Annotated in this window: 16 protein-coding genes and 1 riboswitch; of the genes, 10 read left to right on the top strand and 6 right to left on the bottom strand. The window is 36.2% G+C overall.

The features are described 5' to 3' along the window. Positions 1–272 precede the first annotated feature (272 nt). The 4 genes from miaB (at position 273) to BN1354_RS01025 (ending at position 2,808) form a co-directional block, all read left to right on the top strand. Positions 273–1,619: a tRNA (N6-isopentenyl adenosine(37)-C2)-methylthiotransferase MiaB gene (gene miaB / locus BN1354_RS01040; RefSeq protein WP_053825977.1), complete on the top strand. Its 1,347-nt coding sequence runs from the start codon at positions 273–275 to the stop codon at positions 1,617–1,619. A 148-nt stretch (positions 1,620–1,767) separates the two neighbouring features. Next, positions 1,768–2,010: a YtxH domain-containing protein gene (locus BN1354_RS01035; protein WP_045090131.1), complete on the top strand. Its 243-nt coding sequence runs from the start codon at positions 1,768–1,770 to the stop codon at positions 2,008–2,010. 24 nt (positions 2,011–2,034) lie between these two features. Further along, on the top strand, positions 2,035–2,406 hold the full coding sequence (locus BN1354_RS01030; protein WP_053825976.1) for a phage holin family protein: 372 nt from the start codon (positions 2,035–2,037) through the stop codon (positions 2,404–2,406). 3 nt (positions 2,407–2,409) lie between these two features. Further along, the gene (locus BN1354_RS01025; protein WP_053825975.1) at positions 2,410–2,808 is read left to right on the top strand and encodes a hypothetical protein; all 399 of its coding nucleotides are present in this window, start codon (positions 2,410–2,412) and stop codon (positions 2,806–2,808) included. 14 nt (positions 2,809–2,822) lie between these two features. Here BN1354_RS01025 and BN1354_RS01020 read toward each other — a convergent pair whose 3' ends face one another. Next, positions 2,823–5,129, bottom strand: a complete 2,307-nt coding sequence (locus BN1354_RS01020) for a RelA/SpoT family protein (RefSeq protein ID WP_053825974.1) — start codon at positions 5,127–5,129, stop codon at positions 2,823–2,825. Between the two features lie 200 nt (positions 5,130–5,329). Next, a riboswitch (TPP riboswitch) is annotated at positions 5,330–5,425 on the top strand. Between the two features lie 102 nt (positions 5,426–5,527). Here BN1354_RS01020 and BN1354_RS01015 point away from each other — a divergent pair. Continuing rightward, a complete protein-coding gene (locus BN1354_RS01015) occupies positions 5,528–7,762 on the top strand; it encodes a TonB-dependent receptor (RefSeq protein ID WP_053825973.1) in 2,235 nt (744 codons plus the stop codon). Between the two features lie 72 nt (positions 7,763–7,834). Continuing rightward, positions 7,835–8,449 (top strand): nicotinamide riboside transporter PnuC, encoded by a 615-nt coding sequence (gene pnuC / locus BN1354_RS01010; protein WP_045090135.1) that lies wholly within the window; start codon positions 7,835–7,837, stop codon positions 8,447–8,449. Here the strand turns inward: pnuC and BN1354_RS01005 are convergent. The 5 genes from BN1354_RS01005 to BN1354_RS00985 all read right to left on the bottom strand — a co-directional run bounded on the left by BN1354_RS01005 (position 8,398) and on the right by BN1354_RS00985 (position 14,530). Continuing rightward, a complete protein-coding gene (locus tag BN1354_RS01005; protein ID WP_053825972.1) occupies positions 8,398–9,393 on the bottom strand; it encodes a lipoate--protein ligase in 996 nt (331 codons plus the stop codon). The two genes, pnuC and BN1354_RS01005, sit on opposite strands and share 52 nt — an antisense overlap. Positions 9,394–9,550: 157 nt before the next feature. Further along, positions 9,551–11,266: a dihydrolipoyl dehydrogenase gene (gene lpdA, locus BN1354_RS01000; protein ID WP_045090137.1), complete on the bottom strand. Its 1,716-nt coding sequence runs from the start codon at positions 11,264–11,266 to the stop codon at positions 9,551–9,553. 66 nt (positions 11,267–11,332) lie between these two features. After that, positions 11,333–12,439 (bottom strand): dihydrolipoamide acetyltransferase, encoded by a 1,107-nt coding sequence (locus BN1354_RS00995; RefSeq protein WP_053825971.1) that lies wholly within the window; start codon positions 12,437–12,439, stop codon positions 11,333–11,335. 12 nt (positions 12,440–12,451) lie between these two features. Continuing rightward, on the bottom strand, positions 12,452–13,453 hold the full coding sequence (locus BN1354_RS00990; RefSeq protein ID WP_045090139.1) for an alpha-ketoacid dehydrogenase subunit beta: 1,002 nt from the start codon (positions 13,451–13,453) through the stop codon (positions 12,452–12,454). Positions 13,454–13,534: 81 nt separating this feature from the next. Continuing rightward, a complete protein-coding gene (locus BN1354_RS00985) occupies positions 13,535–14,530 on the bottom strand; it encodes a thiamine pyrophosphate-dependent dehydrogenase E1 component subunit alpha (RefSeq protein WP_045090140.1) in 996 nt (331 codons plus the stop codon). A gap of 282 nt (positions 14,531–14,812) precedes the next feature. Here BN1354_RS00985 and BN1354_RS00980 point away from each other — a divergent pair, with 282 nt between their 5' ends. From BN1354_RS00980 to BN1354_RS00965, 4 genes are all read left to right on the top strand, one after another. After that, positions 14,813–15,247, top strand: a complete 435-nt coding sequence (locus BN1354_RS00980) for an RrF2 family transcriptional regulator (RefSeq protein ID WP_053825970.1) — start codon at positions 14,813–14,815, stop codon at positions 15,245–15,247. 149 nt (positions 15,248–15,396) lie between these two features. Continuing rightward, complete coding sequence (locus BN1354_RS00975) at positions 15,397–17,661, top strand: nitric-oxide reductase large subunit (protein ID WP_197271953.1); 2,265 nt, start codon at positions 15,397–15,399, stop codon at positions 17,659–17,661. 52 nt (positions 17,662–17,713) lie between these two features. Next, positions 17,714–18,439 (top strand): iron-sulfur cluster repair di-iron protein, encoded by a 726-nt coding sequence (ric, locus tag BN1354_RS00970; protein WP_197271951.1) that lies wholly within the window; start codon positions 17,714–17,716, stop codon positions 18,437–18,439. A 103-nt stretch (positions 18,440–18,542) separates the two neighbouring features. Next, positions 18,543–19,172, top strand: a complete 630-nt coding sequence (locus BN1354_RS00965) for a thiamine diphosphokinase (protein ID WP_045090143.1) — start codon at positions 18,543–18,545, stop codon at positions 19,170–19,172. Positions 19,173–19,174 lie beyond the last annotated feature (2 nt).

The following is a 19,174-nucleotide window of genomic DNA, read 5'->3' as shown; positions in this document are numbered from 1 at the left end:
AACAAGACAAAAATAGTCTTTTTTTGTGTAATTCACGAGGTTTGGATATAAAAAAACCGAGAGTAACTTCACAGTCACTCTCGAAACTTTAACCAAAACCTTAACTATGAAAAAATTTTTATTTTTTCCTTACTGCAAAAATAAGACAACTAAGATAATAATACAACTTAAAATGCGATTAATCTTTCAGATTTAACTTTTCTTATACGGCTAAATAATAATTTATTAGCAAATAGCATTAATATCACAGCTTATTAAAAAAAAGGACAACAATGAACCCCGAAATACAAGACAAAAAACTTTACATAGAAACTTACGGTTGCCAGATGAATGTTGCTGACACCGAAGTGGTGGCTTCTATTATGGAGATGGATGGATATAGCTTAACTGAAAATGACAGTGAAGCAGATGCAATATTTGTAAATACCTGCTCTATAAGAGAAAATGCAGAACAAAAAGTGATACAGAGACTTGAATACTTCAACTCTCTAAGAAGAAAAAGAAAAGACAGCCTGATTATTGGAGTATTGGGTTGTATGGCTGAAAGGGCTAAATCTGACCTGATAGATAACCATAACGTGGATGTTGTTGTGGGACCCGATGCCTACCTTGATTTACCCAATCTTGTAGGTGCTGCTGAACAGGGAGAGAAAGCTATGAATGTTGAGCTCTCCAAAACAGAGACTTATAAAGATGTTATGCCGCTTAAACTCAATGGCAGCAACATATCAGGCTATATCTCAATTATGCGCGGATGTGATAAATTCTGTACATATTGCATTGTTCCATTTACCAGAGGACGTGAGCGAAGCAGAGAACCTGAAAGCATACTTAATGAGTTAAAGAATATGCAGATGAAAGGATTCAGGGAAGTTATACTGTTAGGTCAGAATGTGAACTCATATCGTTATAAAGATGGTGATACCAAAGTTGATTTTCACGATCTTTTGGCTATGGTTGCAGAAGCAGCACCTGAAATGCGCATTAGGTTTACAACTTCTCACCCCTGGGATATGAATGACGAGACATTGGAGACAATTGCAAAATACAAGAACCTGGCGAACTATATACATTTACCTGTTCAGTCTGGAAGTTCAAGAATGATGAAACTGATGAACAGAAGATACAACAGAGAGTGGTATATGAAAAGAATAGCTGCGATTAAGAGAATTATACCCGACTGTGGTATATCTACAGATATCATGTGCGGCTTTCACTCAGAAACAGAAGAGGATCATCAAGAGACACTTTCACTTATGAAGGAGGTAGGATTTGATTCTGCCTTTATGTTTAAATATTCTCAACGTCCAGGCACCTACGCAGCTAAAAAACTTGAAGATAATGTACCGGAGGATGTAAAGACACGCCGACTTCAAGAAATTATAGATCTTCAGCTTGAGCTTTCAAGAGCAAGTAATGAAAGAGATATGAATAAGGAGTTTGAAGTTCTTATTGAGGGCTTCTCCAAACGTTCACGAGAACAGCTATTCGGCCGCAATGAACAGAATAAAGTTGTAATATTTGATAAAAAGAATCATAGAATAGGACAATTTGTGAAAGTTAAAATAACAGGCTTTACATCAGCAACTTTATTTGGAGAAACAGTAGATTCTATATAATTTAGCAAAATAGAATATAAACAATTTTGTTAATAAAGCGTTTTACTTTAACAGAACCAAATAACAGTTGTACAGCGAGGTACTCCGAAAATTCAAGTTCTATCAATGAGATCTATTTAAAAATAACAAACTATTAAACGCAGAAATTATGAAATCAGAAGCAAAATTATTATTAGGTTTAGGTATTGGAATTGCACTAGGCGCTGCAGTTGGTTATATAATGGGAACAGATAAAAGAGAAGAGTGGCTTGAGCAAGCAAATGAGTTCGCTGACAAAATCAGAGCAAATGTCAAATCGGCTGTTTACAAAGGAAAAAGTGAAGTTCAGGATTTAAAAGAGGACATTGACGATATTGCTGATATTGCAAAAAAAGAACTTGCTAAACAATAATATTATCCTCTAAAAAGTACTGAAATGGAAGAGAAAAAAGTAAGTACGCTGTTCGAGGAAATGAGAGATGATGTTGGAAAATTTATCAAAAGCACACTCGAACTCGGAAAACTGGAAGCATTTGAAAAGCTTAGCTTAGGTTCATCTGCATTTTTATACGGCTTGATTCTTGCCGGTGCCGGTACAATAGCTTTGTTATTTGTACTGGTAAGTGCAGGTATATACCTGGGAGAATTACTAGGCAGCCTTTGGATGGGATTTGGCATTGTGGCTGCATTTACTTTATTGGTTGTATTTATACTATTGTTAGTAAGAAAACCAATTCAGAGGAGTTTCACCAATAGTATCGTGCGTTTCTTATTGAAACAGGATGATAAAGATGATAAAAATCAGTAACAAATGAGTAAGTATAGGTTAGACCCATTAGAAGAACTTCGACTTGAAAAGAGACACTTCAGAGAAGAGCGTAAAATTGCAAGTCAGCGCTTATCATATCAATTACAGTATTTGAATGATAACTGGGGTTCGATGCTTACAAAAGGTGTTGCCTCTTCCATAAAGTCTAAGTTTTCGGAAACTATGGATAATATGTCCTCTGTTTCTTCCACTTCAGTTACACCATTTATAACAAAAGCACGTAATCCATGGTTGCATAACACGGTAACACAGATAGTTCTGTCCAATTTACCAGTTATAGGTTCAGCAGCATGGAATCTTGCAAAACCTGCTCTTATTGCCTTTGGTGCCAAAAAAATGACATCTATACTTTTTGGCAGGAGAGGCAGGAGAAAAAAATAATTCTAAATTTCTATTTATAGATTAGATCTGTGAACGGTGGTAACACCGTTCACTTTTGCTATTTTAGCACATAGTTGGTTAACCTCTTCTGCGCTATGCACATGAATATTAAATACACCTTCGAAAATACCATCATTAGATGATACATTTACACTTTGGATATTCAACACTGCATCCTCGGCAAGCTTTGCAAGTATAGAGCTTAATATCCCTACTCTATCTATACCTGTGAATACAATTGAAGCAAGAAATGAATACTGCCTGTAATCACCCCATGCAACATCTACTATTCGGTCTCCAAAACTAGATTTCAGTTTTAATCCAGTCTGACAAGAACGTTTGTGAACCTCAAGCTCCTCTTTTTCGGTTACAAATCCAAAAACATCATCACCCGGCAGTGGATTGCAACATGATGGAACAATAAAATTCTTTTTATAATTTGTCTCTTTAAGGTTATAAACAGCCTTTCTGTCTATTTTGGATATAGGCTGAAGTATTGAAGTTAAATTCAGTTCTTCTCTTTCTTCCGTTAACTCCTCTCCTTCTTTCTTTTTTACTTTCTGTTCACCTGCAGGTTTTTTTATTGCACTCATTGCCTGTTTAACATATCGAACAAAAAGATTGTCTTTCTTCTCAGGCTCATCTTTGATCTTTATAAAAGCTTTTTTATCTGCAGGCAGAATTATATCATTATTACCAATCATATAGTACAAATCCTCTTTATTTTCAGCTTTGTACATATGAAGGATCTTATTGAAGGTTGTATTATCAATTACCTCCTGTTCAAATAGCTCTACTAAAATATTCTTTCCTTTATCAGCTATACGTCGTCGTTGTCGTCTGAGTGAAGCTTCAATTTTAGTTCTTGCCTTGGCTGTAGTAACAAAATTTATCCACTCTGGCTGAGGATTTACTGATTGTGATGTTAGTATCTCTATCTGATCGCCACTTCTTAGCTTTTGACTCAAAGGAACTAGAGTATGATTAACTTTTGCTCCAAGGCAATGATCTCCAATACGTGTATGAATAGAATATGCAAAGTCGAGTGCTGTTGCTCCCTGAGGCAGAGTCTTTATTTCACCTTTAGGTGTAAATACAAATATCTCTGATGAGAACAGGTTCATTTTCACAGTATCCAGAAAATCTATTGCATTAGGGTTTGGATTGGATAATATCTCCTGAATTGTTTTCAGCCATTTATCAAGTTCATTATCTTCCTCAATCCTATCTTCTTTATATTTCCAGTGTGCAGCGAAGCCTTTTTCTGCTATATCATCCATACGCCGGCTTCTTATCTGAATCTCAATCCATTTACCGTCGGGCCCCATAACAGTGAGATGCAATGCCTGATAGCCATTAGCTTTGGGGTGACTAACCCAGTCACGTATACGATCGGGACGCAATTTGTAAATATCCGTTATTGCAGAATAGATATCCCAGCACTGCTTTTTCTCATCAATACCGGGTGTCATTTCAAATACTATACGTACTGCAAAAAGGTCGTATACTTCGCTAAAATCAATACCCTTTTTCTGCATCTTATTCCAAATGGAATAAACAGATTTTACCCTTGCCCGCATCTCATACTCGATATTCATTTTATCAAGAGACTCAACAACAGGGACTGCGAAGTTTTCATATATCTTATTCCTCTCAGGAGCTGTTTCCTTAATTTTTCTGGTTAATTCAGCATAAGTATCAGGATGCTCATACTTGAAACATAGTTCTTCCAGTTCAGTCTTTATGGCAAAGAGTCCCAGTCGATGTGCTAAAGGTGCGTAAATATATAATGTCTCTCCAGTAATTTTATATTGTTTCGTTGAAGACATTGATGATAGAGTGCGCATGTTGTGTAGTCTGTCAGCAATCTTAATCAGAATTACACGTATATCATCTGACATTGTTAATAGCAGTTTTCGGAAATTTTCTGCTTGTGCTGAAACATTTTCACCAAACATTCCACTGGATATTTTCGTCAGACCGTCCACAATTGATGCTATCTTATCTCCAAAAAGCGCACGAATATCCTCTACTGTATATTCGGTATCTTCTACTACATCATGTAGAAGCGATGCCGAAATTGATGTTGAACCCAGACCAATCTCTTTGGATACAATACGGGCAACCGCCAAAGGATGCATGATATAGGGTTCTCCTGAGCGACGGCGAGCTCCTTTGTGAGCCTCCTTCGCCATATTGAAAGCACGTGTGATCACGTCTACTTTTCTTCGGTGATTAGAATTCAAATAATCGTTCAGTAGTGCTTGAAACTCATTTTCAATCATCTGATCCTCATCGATTAATTTTTCCTCATCTATCATTGTAAATAGTTATATTCTATATGTTTTACTTGCACCGGAATGTATCAGACCATTTTTTAAACAATAAGTTTAATGCTCGAATTGCTTGTTAAACTTACCTGTTATCTATTCTAATTATACGAAATTACTAATAAATTCAGATAATATTAAATGAATGTAGAAATTTTTGTAAATGAACAAAAAGGATATACCTTTGTTCTTTAATTCAACGGGGGTGCCTAATATAACAGGCTGAGATCATACCCAAAATACCTGATCCGGATAATGCCGGCGGAGGGAGTAAAAATCACATTTGAGTGATTATGGTATTTATCTTTTTTATCCCCTTTTTTATTTAACAAACCGGATGTCAGAGTTGATTAGTTTAATTACTCTGCACATTGTAAAAATTTTAGTAAATGAAAAAGGTTTTTTTATTGTTTATGCTGATTTATATATCAGCAGCAGGTTATCAATTAGGGGCAATGTCCCCTGACAGTCTTAGTCATATCGAATTAGAGGAGGTAATTGTTTCAGGAACTCGTGCAGGTGCAAATACACCGGTATCCTACTCAAACATTTCGATGTCAGAAATAAGAAGAGATAATGCAGCACGTAATATTCCTGCAATTCTGCAAACAACACCATCCCTTGTATCTTTCACAGAAGATGGACTTGGTGTAGGAAATACCTATTTGAGGATACGTGGTACAGATGCTACACGTATCAATGTGACTCTTAATGGGATGCCTCTTAATAATCCTGAAACGCAGGAGGTGTTCTGGGTGAATCTGCCTGATCTGTCCAACTCACTTCAGAATATACAGATACAGAGAGGAGTAGGTACTTCTACAAATGGTTCTGCTGCCTTTGGTGCAAGTATCTCTTTACAAACCACAGGAGCTCGTTCTGAATCTTATGGAGAAACTTCTACTGCAGTTGGTAGTTACGGTACGTTCTCATCTAGCAGTGCTGTGGGTACAGGTATACTGGACAATGGTTTGTCTTTTGATGCCCGTTTCTCAAGGGTTATTGGTGAAGGGTATATAAGAAACGGGACTGTTGATCACACAAACTTTTATGCTGCTTTATCCCACTATACTGACAAACAACTTCTCAGATTGAGTTACATTAAAGGAATTCAGCATACTGGTATCACTTGGGAGGGTGTTTCGGAAGAACAGATGAAAGATTATGAATATGGCAGAAGATATAATCCGGCAGGTGAATATTATGATGAAGCGGGAAACCGACTATATTATGATAATGAAACGGATAATTATTATTCTGACATTATTCAGTTGGTCCTTTCTCGTGAAATTAATCGAAAGCTTTCTCTAAATGCAGGCATAAGCTATAATTATGGTTATGGGTATTATGAGAATTACAGAGAGGACAGAAAGTTTTCTGAGTTTGGACTTGATGATCAAATTATAGATGGTATAACCTATAGTAGATCTGATTTTGTAAGACGCAAAATGTTGGAGAATGATTTCTATGTTGCAAATCTGGGTTTGAACTATTCATTGAACAGTTTTAAACTGACATTTGGAGGAATGTACAGCTATTATGACGGTGATCATTTTGGAAGGCTTCCGTGGATAAAAAATTGGGTTGGTGATGAATATGAAATTGAATGGTATCGAAATATTGGCACAAAGAGTGAATTCAATATTTTCTCAAAAGTTGATTATCAGATTAACGATAGACTATCTCTTTTCGGTGATCTGCAATTCAGAAGAGTTATATATAAATTAAGTGGCACTGATGATGATATGAAAGATCTTACAGGTGAGTTCATATACAATTTTTTCAATCCTAAAGCCGGTATTAATTATAATCTCAACAGCAGTAATCGAATATTTGTATCATTAGCAATAGGTCAGCGTGAACCTCTGCGCGCAGATCTTAAGGATGGTATTAAAGGAGAGTCAGTAAATCCTATTAAGCCTGAGCGAATGATTGACTATGAATTGGGTTATCATTTCACTGGTAAAAATGGTGTGAACCTGGGAGCTAATTTATATTATATGGATTACCACTATCAAATGGTGCAAACAGGTAAACTCAATGATGTGGGCTATAAGTTGATGGAGAATGTAGAAAACAGCTATCGTACGGGTCTTGAGCTTGAGGCTGCTGTTCCTTTTTGGAATAATAAATTTCTCCTTGATGCAAACATTACATTAAGCAGGAATATGATAAAAAACTATGTTGCATGGTTTGATCATTATGATAATCAGGATAACTGGAACTGGGAAGGTCAGATATCAAAGGAGTATGGAAATACTAACATATCTTTCTCTCCTGATATTATCAGTGCTGCTTCCATTACCTGGCAACCTGCAGATATATTCTATCTGAACCTGATGGGTAAGTATGTAGGTAAACAGTATATGGATAACACATCTGATGATGCAAAATCTATTGATGCATATTTTGTTTGCAATCTTTCTGCAGGTTATACATTTAAAAAAATATCTATAGGAACATTTAATTTACAGGTTTATATGAATAATCTGTTTAATAAAGAGTATGTTGCTAATGGTTGGGCCGCTACAGATACTTTTTCTGATGGTAGTTTGATAAACTGGATAGGATATTACCCGCAGGCTACTCGTAACTATATGGCACGCCTTACGCTTTCTTTTTAACAGTATTATGAATCCTAACGTTCTTTAATGAGTAGTAATATTAACTTTGTATTTTAAAGCAAAACAACATTCATGCAGACAATAGAAATAATTGGAGCCATAATCGGGTTATTGTACCTGTATCTCGAATACAAAGCCAACAAATGGTTATGGCCGGTTGGTGTTGTTATGCCTGTTGTATATGTATGGATTTTTTTCAATAGTAAGTTTTATGCCGATATGGGGGTTAATATTTACTACTTCTTTGCAAGTATTTATGGTTGGATTCTTTGGAACAGGCATAGAAATAATGGCCAGGATGAGCTCCCAATTACACATACACCAAACAAACATATTTTGCCTATAACGGTAACAGCTCTTTTACTGTTTGCAATTATTGCATTTATATTAGTTCGATTTACCGATAGTCCGGTTCCATTTGGTGACAGTTTCACCACTGCTCTAAGTATATTAGGTATGTGGCTACTTGCTAAAAAGTATGTAGAGCAGTGGTGGTTCTGGTTTGCAGTAAATATTGCGTCGTGCGGATTGTATATTTGGAAGGGACTCTACCCCACATCTGTTCTTTTTGGTATCTATTCAGTCATATCAGTTTTTGGGTACTTTAAGTGGAAGAAGATTATGCTAAACCAGTATCAATCTACTATAGCATCTGTCAGTTCTTCAGTAGAGAATCCAGCAAAATAAGGAGTTATATCTATATCTTTTATTGCTTTAAAAACATCTTCCTTTTCATACTTTATTCCTTTTAGTCTGTTTTGAAAATCAGTCAGATCGCTTTTTACTCCAAAAAAAGTACCGAAAAAGGTTATATCATCAATTAATCCTTTTTTGGTATTTATAAACACCTGGATCTTTCCACCCGGATATCTTCTGTTACGTACAATTTCAGCAACAGGATTAGAACCATAATTCCATTCCCAGTTTCCAAATTTCTCTTTCCTTCTTTTTTCTATTTCAAGTAATTCATTTTCACTGAATTTATATTCAACCATCTCTGGATATTTTCTTTTCATTTGTTCAAGTATCTTATTGGCAAATTCAGTTACTGTTATCTTTTCCGGGAGGTTGGGCAAAATATTATCTACTCTGCTACGTACAGATTTCACCCCTTTTGCTTCTACTACTTCGCTGGATGTTTCAAGTGCTTTTTGCAGTACTGTAAGATCTACATCAAAGAGTATACATCCGTGATGCATAACCCTGCCTTCAATATATGCCTGTGCATTTCCGCTAATTTTCTTTCCTTCAATTGTAATATCATTACGACCCGAAAACTCTGCATCAACACCTAACTCTTTAAGTGTTTGAATTACAGGCTCTGAAAATGCTTTGAAATCGAAAGTCCGACTTTCACTATCCTCATTTGAAATTATTGTATAATTTAGATTGTTCAGATCATGATACACTGCTCCACCACCTGATATGCGGCGTACTACATGTATCCCATTTTCCTTGACATATTTTTCATTGATCTCAACCTGAGTATTTTGATTCTTGCCTACGATAATTGAAGGTTCGTTTATCCAGAGAATAAATATCTTACCATATTGAGTTAGATTTTTAAAACAATACTCCTCCAGAGAAATATTAAAATCGGGCTTATTTGATTTGTTTACAATATATATCATGACCTAATAATGCTTATTTCACTTTTAAATAAGTTGTTAAATTTTATCCTTGCGAAATTACAAAAAAGAAAGGAAGATCAGCTCCTAACTTAATATTAAAGTCTGAACTGATCTTCTTTCAAATTAAAGTACGTATGTTAAGGTTTTTGGAACTGTACTATTTCTTCTTCTTTTTAGGAATATGAACAGCTTCGTCGAGTACATCGGCAAAAGCTTCGAAGATTGCCTCAGAATAAGTTGGGTGACCATAAATGGTATTTACCACTTCATCCACAGTAATTTCCATTTCCATAATTAAAGATGCCTGTGTTATTAACTCGGCTGCAGTTGGTCCTATTATATGTACGCCAAGAACTTCTCCATAACGGTTATCGGCAATAACCTTAACAAAGCCTTCAGCTTCACTTGAAGCTAGTGCTCTACCATTTGCAGAGAAGTTAAATCTACCAATCCGAATATCATCACCATACTTCTCTCGAGCTTGTGCTTCAGTTAAACCAACCATTGCAACCTCAGGCAGTGTGTAAACCACTGATGGTGCAGATAATAGTTTAACAGAACGGTGATTCCCCTTAACTGCGTTTTCTGCAGCCACTTCACCCATACGGAATGCAACGTGGGCAAGCATCTTGATTCCGTTTATATCTCCAGGAGCATAAATACCTTTGACGCTGGTTTCCATATACTTGTCAACTTTTATCCTACCCCTTTCTGTCTCAAATTTAACTTCGCCCAGTGACTCCAAATCTGGTACCCTGCCAATTGCAAGTAATGCTTTATCAGCAAATACAGATTCACGACCTTCAATTTTAATCTCAAGTTTATCACCCTTATCAACAACCTCTGTAACCTTTGCTGAAGTTACTATTTCGATACCTTTTTTCTTAATTAGTCTGGTAAGTTCATCAGTAATATCATCGTCGAACATAGATACAATATGATCCATCATTTCTACAATGATTACCTTAGAGCCAAGTCCGGCGAATGAAAGGCCCATTTCAGCTCCAATCACTCCACCACCTAAAACCACCATTGTTTCAGGTACCTCTTTTAAACCAAGCAGATCGTCACTAGTAAGAACTTTATCATTCTTAATTCCTGGTATATCTATCATAAAGACTTTTGAACCACCGGCAAGAATAATTTTGTCAGCTTTAATTATCTGCTTATCATCTATGACAACATCCTTATTTTTATTGATCTTACCAAATCCTCTGTAAATATCAACCCCATGGGATTTAAGCAGAGCCTCCACACCGGTGGTGAGTTTTTTCACTACACCGTTTTTAAACTCTACTACTTTCTCCATATCAAACTTGATTTCAGGATTTTCAATAATGATACCCCTGGAAGCAGCATGCTTGATATGTTCAACTATTTCAACATTTTTCAAATAGGCTTTTGATGGTATACAACCAACATTTAAACAGGTACCTCCAAATACTCCTTTTTCAACAATTGCAACTTTAGCACCAAGTTGTGCGGCTCTGATGGCTGCAACATAACCAGCCGGACCACCGCCTATCACAGCAACATTGTAATTGTCTTCCAGACGAATCATCCGCTTATCTTCTTCACTCTCTTCAGCACCTGTATCCTCAAACTCTTCAGGCATAAGAGTATCTATTGATTCGTTTTCATCTCCAATATAACCTATTACTGTTGTAACAGGTACAGTTTCATCATCTTTATGAACAATCTTCAACAGTATACCTGAAGCCTCAGCCTCAATCTCCATACTTGTTTTATCGGTCATAATTTCAAGAATGATCTCACCTTCTTTTACTTGATCACCCTCTTTCTTTAACCATTTTACAATTTGCCCTTCGGTCATGTCTATACCTGCTTTGGGCATGATTATTTCAAAAGCCATATTTTATTTTTTTTCTATTGTCAATTTTGTACAAATTTTCCTATTGTAATATTTAAAACCAGTCTTCTAAACAAACAATGTTAATGGATCCTCTAATGCCGCCTTAAGGTCGGTCATAAATTTAGCTCCTGTTAATCCGTCGATTACCCTGTGATCAGCGGTCAGACTTATTTTCATAATTGGGCGAATAACTATCTCTCCATCACGAGGTACAGCTCTTTGCTGTGTTGATGAAACACTTAGGATTGCCGAATTTGGCTGATTTATTATAGCAGTAAATTCATCCACTCCATACATTCCAAGATTACTGATTGTAAAAGTGCTTCCACTCTGCTCATCAGGGAGTAGTTTTTTAGCGAATGTACGCTCTGTTAAATCCTTCATTGCAACAACAAATTCACTTAACGACATCTTATCCGCACCTTTTACTACAGGGACAAGCAATCCATCATCCATACCAACAGCCATCCCAAGATTTACATAGTTGTGAAAGGTTAATTCAGTTCCCTCTTTGTTCAGGCTCGAGTTTATATATTTATGTTTCAGCAAAGTCTTTACAACCGCCATTGAAATAAGATCGGTCACCGTAAGCTTTTTACCTGTCTTTTCCATTATTGGGTTGATCAGTTTCTTACGCAGAGCAAGTAGCTCGGTCATATCAATCTCCCAGGTTTGAATAAATGTAGGTGCACCGAAGAAGCTTTCAGACATCCGCTTTGATATAATTTTTCGCATCTGTGTCATCGGAACTGTCTCTGTTTCCCCGTCAAAAGCTGCGACCTGAGCCGGCTGTGATTTCACAGCTGCAGGAGTTTGCTGAACGGTAGTCTGCTTAGTGGTTTGTGTTGAAACAGGAATTGTCGGATATCCGAAATCATCAAGCTTAAATCGTGATATAATTTCTGGATCATTTATTAGTTGAAGAACATCATCCTTCATGATCTTGTTGCGATAACCGGTGCCTACCACCCCTTTCAGATCTATATTATGCTCATCAGCAATCTTTTGAGCTAAAGGAGACACATGTATTTTATCTTCGTAGTTAAACCCTGCAACATCATCTCTGTGAATACGTCCTTTATAACCTGTTCCGGTTACATTAAACAGATCCACACCCAAGCGTTTTGCCAATGTCCTTGCTGCAGGTGTTGCTCTTAGTTTTCTGTTTTCCATCAACTCAGATTTTTACCTGTTATTAACTAGTTTGAGGATATATTTCCTAATTCGTTCTACACTTGGAATCATTGCAGATTCTAAAGTCTGGTTATAAGGAATTGGCACATCTTCTCCTGCTAATCTCAAAATCCTTCCATCCAGATAATCAAACGCTTCACTCTCTGCAATTGTAGCAGCTACTTCACCAATAAAACCACTGGTTTTGTGAGCATCGTTTACTAACAGTACTTTTCCGGTTTTCTTTACGGACTGTATAACTGCATCCTTATCAAGTGGAGAAAGTGTTCTTAAGTCCACCACTTCAACCTCTACTCCTTCTGCGTCATAAACTTCCTGAGCTGCTTGCATAACTCTTTCCAGCATACGACCATATGTTACTACTGTCACATCCTTTCCTTCTCTTTTAATATCGGCCTTACCGATTGGCAGAACAAAATCAGGATCGAGTGGTACTTCACCCTTCATATTATACTGAGCCTTATACTCAAGGAAAATTACAGGGTTATTGTCACGTACTGCAGCTTTAAGTAAACCCTTCACATCAGCAGGAGTACCCGGTGCAATCACTTTTAACCCGGGTATATGTGTAAACCATGCTTCTAGGGATTGAGAATGCTGTGCTGCGGATCCTACACCTCCACCTGCAGCTGCGCGGAAAACAACAGGTATCTGACCTTTACCACCAAACATGTATCTTGTTTTTGCAGCTTGATTGACAATATTATCCATCATATAAACAATAAAGTCCATAAAGGTAACATCTACGATTGGACGCATACCTGTCATTGCTGCACCGATGGCGGCTCCTGAAATTGCATTTTCTGATATTGGTGTATCACGTACTCTCTCTTTACCAAACTCTTCAAGCATACCAACAGAAGTACCAAAATCACCACCAAAAATACCCACATCTTCTCCCATTAGGAAAACGTTTTCATCACGACGCATTTCCTCGGACATTGCCATGATTATTGCATCACGGACTGACATTAATTTAGTTTCTTTTTCCATCTATATTTAACTGAGCTGTTTTATATGTTTGTGTCAGACCTCAAAGGTCTATCTCCTATTTTATTAATATAATTGTTAGAATTAAGGTGCGTAAATATCTTCAAAAGCAGATTCTAAAGTAGGTTCAGGACTGCTTAAAGCGAATTTAACTGATTCTTCTACTGCATCCTCAGAGGCCTTCTCAACTGCTTCTATTTCCTTCTTTGTTGCAAGGTTATTATCTAACATATATTTTTCGAAACGAGTAATAGGATCTTTCTTTTTCCATTCATCAACCTCTTCTTTTGTTCTATATTTACCAGGGTCTGAAGTTGAGTGACCTAAATAACGATATGTTATAGATTCTACCAACACAGGTCCGTTACCTTCACGAACATATTTTACAATCTCTTCAAATTTATTATATACAGCCAACAAATCATTTCCATCTTCAATAAAATGTCCTGGGATTCCGTATGATGCGGCTCTTCTATAATTATAATCAATATTTATTACGTCTGAAATGGGTGTACTAATACCATACATGTTATTAATTGAATAAAAAATAACAGGTAGTTTCCATATTGATGCCATATTTAGGGTTTCATGAAATGTACCTTCATTACATGCACCATCACCAAAAAAACATACAACGATATTACCTGTTTTTTTCATTTTCTGAGTCAGTGCAGCACCAATGGCCATACCCATTCCCCCTCCTACAATACCATTTGCTCCTAGGTTTCCGCCATCAAGGTCTGCAATATGCATTGAGCCTCCTTTACCTTTACAGGTTCCGGTAGCTTTTCCCATAATCTCTGCCATCATCTCATTTAGATCAATTCCCAGAGCAATACTCTGTCCATGTCCTCTATGATTAGATGTAATAAGATCTGATCCAATATTAATAGCGGCTACAGCTCCAACATTAGCAGCCTCTTCACCCACTGAGAAATGTGTCATACCAGGTACTACACCTCTTTTTACCAAACGGTTAACTTTATTATCAAAATTGCGGATATCCAACATCATCCTGTGCATCTCCAGCAATTTATCTTTAGACAATTCAGTCTTAACTTTAGCACTTGTCTTTGCCATATTAACTCCTTTAATATTTTCTGTTTGTTTGTTTTAATAAATTAGAATGAATCTACTTAAGAACAGTTTCCAGCTTCTATTGTTTGATGGAGATAACTTTTTATATTTTATTAAACATTTACACCAATTTGCATAAATATACTATTTAAACAACTATACTATCAATTTGAAATTTAACAGTAATATTTATCTACTTTTTTGTCTTAAATTAAAAAATAGACATATCTTTGTTATAGTTAGAGAATTGTTGTAGTTACAAAGTTTTATAGATAATTGAAATAGATGTTTTCAAAATCTTGTGAATATGGAATTAAAGCAGCGTTATATATCGCCTCTCAATCTATTGAAAAGAGAAGGGTTAAAATTGATGATATTGTACGCAATATAGATTCGCCAGAAGCTTTTACAGGAAAAATTCTTGGAGTTCTTTCAAAAAATAAAATAGTAGACTCTTACACAGGCCCTAATGGTGGTTTTGAAATTAAACAGGAAAATCTGCATTTAATTACTATTGCCGACATAGTCAAAGCTATTGATGGGAACAGCTTTTTTAAAGGATGTGTACTTGGGTTAAGCCATTGTGATGAAAATCAACCATGTCCAATGCATAACACTGTAACATCAATTAGAAATGAAATGAAAGAGGTATTGCATTCTACAACATTATTTGAACTTGCTACCGGTATTGGCAAAAAGGATTTTATGCTTATGCGTTAGTTGAAATTATTATTATTGAATTTTTATCTGCTCTGATTGCCGATATTTTTGTCTTTAATAAGATAATAAATTCATTTTTAAGGATTGATTCATATCTATATCAGAACAGCAATATAGAACATAATTTATAACATTTAAAAATTATCAGTATGTCACAGAAAAATCTTTGGATTGCCCTCTCAGCAGTTATTATTTTTTCTTTTGCTGTGCTGCTTTACTATGGAAAGCAAATATATCAAAAGGCACCACCTATTCCCGTTAATGTCGTAAACTCTTCAGGTAAAGTCCTTTTTACCGGACAGGATATTAAAGATGGTCAAAATATTTGGCAAAGCATGGGTGGACAAGAAGTTGGTACAATTTGGGGGCATGGTGCATATGTTGCACCCGATTGGACGGCAGACTACCTGCACAGAGAAGCAAAGTTCCTTCTCAATAAATGGTCGCAGGAAGACCACGGTGTTGAATTTGAATCACTATTGCCTGATGAAAAAGCATTTATGGAAAGCAGGTTGCAAAGATTTCTAAGAGAAAATACATATGATGAGAAAACGGGAAACCTGGTAATTCATAATGAAAGGTATGAGGCATTTCTCTTTTTAAATGAGTATTATTCCGGTATTTTCATGGATAATCCTGAATTCGACGAACTTAGAGCTTCATATGCAATTGCAAAGAATTCTATTAAAAGTGAAGACAGAATGAATAAAATGTCAACATTCTTTTTCTGGGCTTCATGGGCATGTGTTACCAATCGCCCCGGCGAAAATATTACCTATACTCATAACTGGCCGCCTGATGAACAAATTGGCAATGTACCAACCAGTGATCTGATTCTTTGGACCGGTTTCAGTATAATTATGTTGCTTGTTGGTATAGGTATAATGATATTTGTTCAGGCACGTTCTCGAGAAGAAGAGATTCTGCGCCCTGTCGAAGACCCACTTATGAACCAAACAATAACACCTTCCATGTGGGCTGTCAAAAAGTACTTCTGGATAGTAAACCTGCTAATTTTGGCACAAGTACTACTTGGAGTAATAACAGCTCATTACTCGGTAGAGGGTGATGGGTTCTATGGGATAGATATTGCAAGCTTTATTCCATACTCGATAACACGTACCTGGCATATACAACTTGCAATCTTCTGGATTGCAACTTCATGGCTAGCAACAGGACTTTATATCGCACCATCATTAAGTGGAAGAGATCCTAAACATCAGAAGATTGGAGTTAATGTTCTCTTTGTTGCCCTGTTAATAGTTGTTGCAGGATCATTAATTGGCCAATGGTTTGGGGTTATGCAGAGACTCGATTTGGTAAATAATTTTTGGTTTGGCCACCAAGGATATGAATATGTAGATCTTGGACGGTTCTGGCAATTATTACTAGTGGTAGGCTTATTCCTGTGGCTGGCACTTATGGTAAGACCTATTCTTCCGATTATCAGAAAAAAAACGTCGGAAAAAAGTCTGCTAATACTTTTCCTTATATCATGTGCTGCCATTGCTCTGTTTTATGCAGCCGGTCTTATGTGGGGCAGAACTACAAATCTGGCTGTAGCAGAATATTGGCGCTGGTGGGTAGTCCACCTTTGGGTAGAAGGTTTCTTTGAAGTATTTGCAACAGTAGTTGCCGCATTTCTTTTTGTACGTCTGGGTCTATTAGGAATAAAGTCCGCAACAAATAATGTACTGTTTGCTACTGTAATATTCTTATCAGGAGGTATATTAGGTACTTTTCATCACCTCTATTTTACGGGAACACCAACAGCAGTGATGGCTGTAGGTGCAACATTCAGTGCACTTGAAGTAGTACCCCTAGTAATAATTGGTTTTGAGGCATATCATAACTATCGACTCAGCAAAGCAACTGAGTGGCTCGAAGATTACAAATGGCCTATATACTTCCTGTTGTCAGTAGCATTCTGGAATTTTTTAGGTGCCGGTATTTTCGGTTTCATAATTAATCCTCCTATTGCATTGTACTATATGCAAGGATTAAATACCACCCCGGTTCATGGTCATGCAGCACTCTTTGGAGTATATGGAATGTTAGGTATTGGGCTGATACTATTTGTATTGCGCAGTATGTACCGCAAGCATAAATGGAACGATAAGCTGATCTCATTCACTTTCTGGACACTTAACATAGGACTGCTGTTGATGATAGTTTTAAGTCTTCTGCCTGTAGGACTAATGCAGACAGTAGCCAGTGTTAAAGAGGGAATGTGGTGGGCAAGGTCAGCTGAGTTTATGCAACAACCCTTATTAAATGTATTTAAATGGCTTCGCACAATTGGTGATACAATTTTTGCCATAGGAAGTATCGCTCTTTTCTTATTTGTATATCAATTAACAATAATGAAGAAAAGAAAACCTACAGAAAAAGAATTAGATGATAAAACAGAATAGTTATAACTGTTTTTAAAAGTAAAACATTAATTATTAATTAAATTCAAACTAAATGGAAATTAACAACCAAAGTATAATTGGAAAAATAGTAGCCGAAAACTACAAAGCTGCATCTGTTTTTAAAAAATACAAAATAGACTTCTGTTGCAATGGAAACAGAACGATCGCTGATGCCAGCAAAAAAAATCAAATAGATGAAGAAACTCTTATTAATGAGCTTAATGATGTGACCAGTGAAAAGAATCAAGGAGATATCGATTTCAAATCTTTTCCTCTTGATTTACTCTCTGATTATATAGAAAAGACTCACCATAGGTATATTGACTCAAAAATACCGGAGATCACTCCTTATCTTGAGAAAATTGTAAATGTACATGGCAACATGCACCCTGAACTCTATGAAGTAGAACGTTTATTTAAAGAGTCTGCAGGAGATCTCACAGCTCATCTCAGAAAAGAGGAGTTAATGTTATTCCCATATATCAGACAAGTGGTTAAAGCACAGATATCGGGAGGTAAAAAACCTGTTGCAAAGATGGGAGATGCAGCTGAATATATTGCCCTTATGGAAGATGATCATAATGTTGAAGGAGAAAGATTCAGAACTATCAGTGAACTCACCGACAACTATAATCCTCCTGCTGATGCATGCAATACTTACAGAGTAACATTAAGTTTACTTCAGGAATTTGAAGAGGATCTGCACAGGCACATTCACCTCGAAAACAATATTTTATTTCCAAAATCTATTGCATTAATAGAAAACATGGAAGATTAATTTGTATTGATAAAAATGATTACAGAAGAGGGACTCTTTTTTGAGTCTCTCTTTTTCATTTATATATAGAAGGTGATTATCTTTGCATGATAAAGATTCACAAATGAAAAATCTTCTAAGCAGTATTTCAACAGTAATAATTGCAAACGGTCGGTTCCCAACTCACCCCTTACCACTCTCATGTATAGAAAGTGCAACATATATTGTTTGCAGTGATGGAGCGGCAAACGAGTTTATAGAAAAGGGAGGAAAACCAGATGCTATTGTAGGTGATTGTGACTCTATCTCTAATGAGAACAGGGATCTTTATTCAGACATAATACATCCGAACAGTGATCAGGAAACTAATGACCTCACTAAGTCAGTTCAGTTTTGTATAGAAAGGGGTAAAAAAGATATAGTTATTGTTGGAGGTACCGGCAAGCGGGAGGATCACACTTTAGGCAATATTTCATTACTGGCTGATTATATTTCTGATGTTAATATCATTATGGTAACAAATTGGGGAATTTTTACACCTATAAATTCAACTACAAAATTTAACAGCTACAAAGGAGAGAAAGTTTCTATTTTTTCTATCGATAAAGTACAATTAACTACAGAAAACCTTAAATACCCTCTAATGAACAGAGCGCTGAATAATTGGTGGGAAGGATCATTAAATGAATCACTTTCTGACAGTTTTAAGATTCACACTACAGGAAGAACAATAATTTACCAAGCGTACAAATAGAT

Origin of the sequence: Lascolabacillus massiliensis (assembly GCF_001282625.1) — a bacterium.
Lineage (GTDB): Bacteria > Bacteroidota > Bacteroidia > Bacteroidales > Dysgonomonadaceae > Proteiniphilum > Proteiniphilum massiliensis.
The sequence above is the reverse complement of the archived record's forward strand: the minus strand, read 5'-3'. Positions and strand labels throughout refer to the sequence as shown.

What these genes read in the sequence shown, in the direction of transcription:
- miaB (WP_053825977.1), top strand. Translation starts at nt 273, where the DNA reads ATGAACCCCGAAATACAAGACAAAAAACTTTACATAGAAACTTACGGT.
- BN1354_RS00985 (WP_045090140.1), bottom strand. Translation starts at nt 14,530, where the DNA reads ATGGCAAAGACAAGTGCTAAAGTTAAGACTGAATTGTCTAAAGATAAA.
- ric (WP_197271951.1), top strand. Translation starts at nt 17,714, where the DNA reads ATGGAAATTAACAACCAAAGTATAATTGGAAAAATAGTAGCCGAAAAC.
- BN1354_RS01025 (WP_053825975.1), top strand. Translation starts at nt 2,410, where the DNA reads ATGAGTAAGTATAGGTTAGACCCATTAGAAGAACTTCGACTTGAAAAG.
- BN1354_RS00975 (WP_197271953.1), top strand. Translation starts at nt 15,397, where the DNA reads ATGTCACAGAAAAATCTTTGGATTGCCCTCTCAGCAGTTATTATTTTT.
- BN1354_RS01015 (WP_053825973.1), top strand. Translation starts at nt 5,528, where the DNA reads ATGAAAAAGGTTTTTTTATTGTTTATGCTGATTTATATATCAGCAGCA.
- BN1354_RS00980 (WP_053825970.1), top strand. Translation starts at nt 14,813, where the DNA reads ATGTTTTCAAAATCTTGTGAATATGGAATTAAAGCAGCGTTATATATC.
- lpdA (WP_045090137.1), bottom strand. Translation starts at nt 11,266, where the DNA reads ATGGCTTTTGAAATAATCATGCCCAAAGCAGGTATAGACATGACCGAA.
- BN1354_RS01035 (WP_045090131.1), top strand. Translation starts at nt 1,768, where the DNA reads ATGAAATCAGAAGCAAAATTATTATTAGGTTTAGGTATTGGAATTGCA.
- BN1354_RS00965 (WP_045090143.1), top strand. Translation starts at nt 18,543, where the DNA reads ATGAAAAATCTTCTAAGCAGTATTTCAACAGTAATAATTGCAAACGGT.
- BN1354_RS00995 (WP_053825971.1), bottom strand. Translation starts at nt 12,439, where the DNA reads ATGGAAAACAGAAAACTAAGAGCAACACCTGCAGCAAGGACATTGGCA.
- BN1354_RS01005 (WP_053825972.1), bottom strand. Translation starts at nt 9,393, where the DNA reads ATGATATATATTGTAAACAAATCAAATAAGCCCGATTTTAATATTTCT.
- BN1354_RS00990 (WP_045090139.1), bottom strand. Translation starts at nt 13,453, where the DNA reads ATGGAAAAAGAAACTAAATTAATGTCAGTCCGTGATGCAATAATCATG.
- pnuC (WP_045090135.1), top strand. Translation starts at nt 7,835, where the DNA reads ATGCAGACAATAGAAATAATTGGAGCCATAATCGGGTTATTGTACCTG.
- BN1354_RS01030 (WP_053825976.1), top strand. Translation starts at nt 2,035, where the DNA reads ATGGAAGAGAAAAAAGTAAGTACGCTGTTCGAGGAAATGAGAGATGAT.
- BN1354_RS01020 (WP_053825974.1), bottom strand. Translation starts at nt 5,129, where the DNA reads ATGATAGATGAGGAAAAATTAATCGATGAGGATCAGATGATTGAAAAT.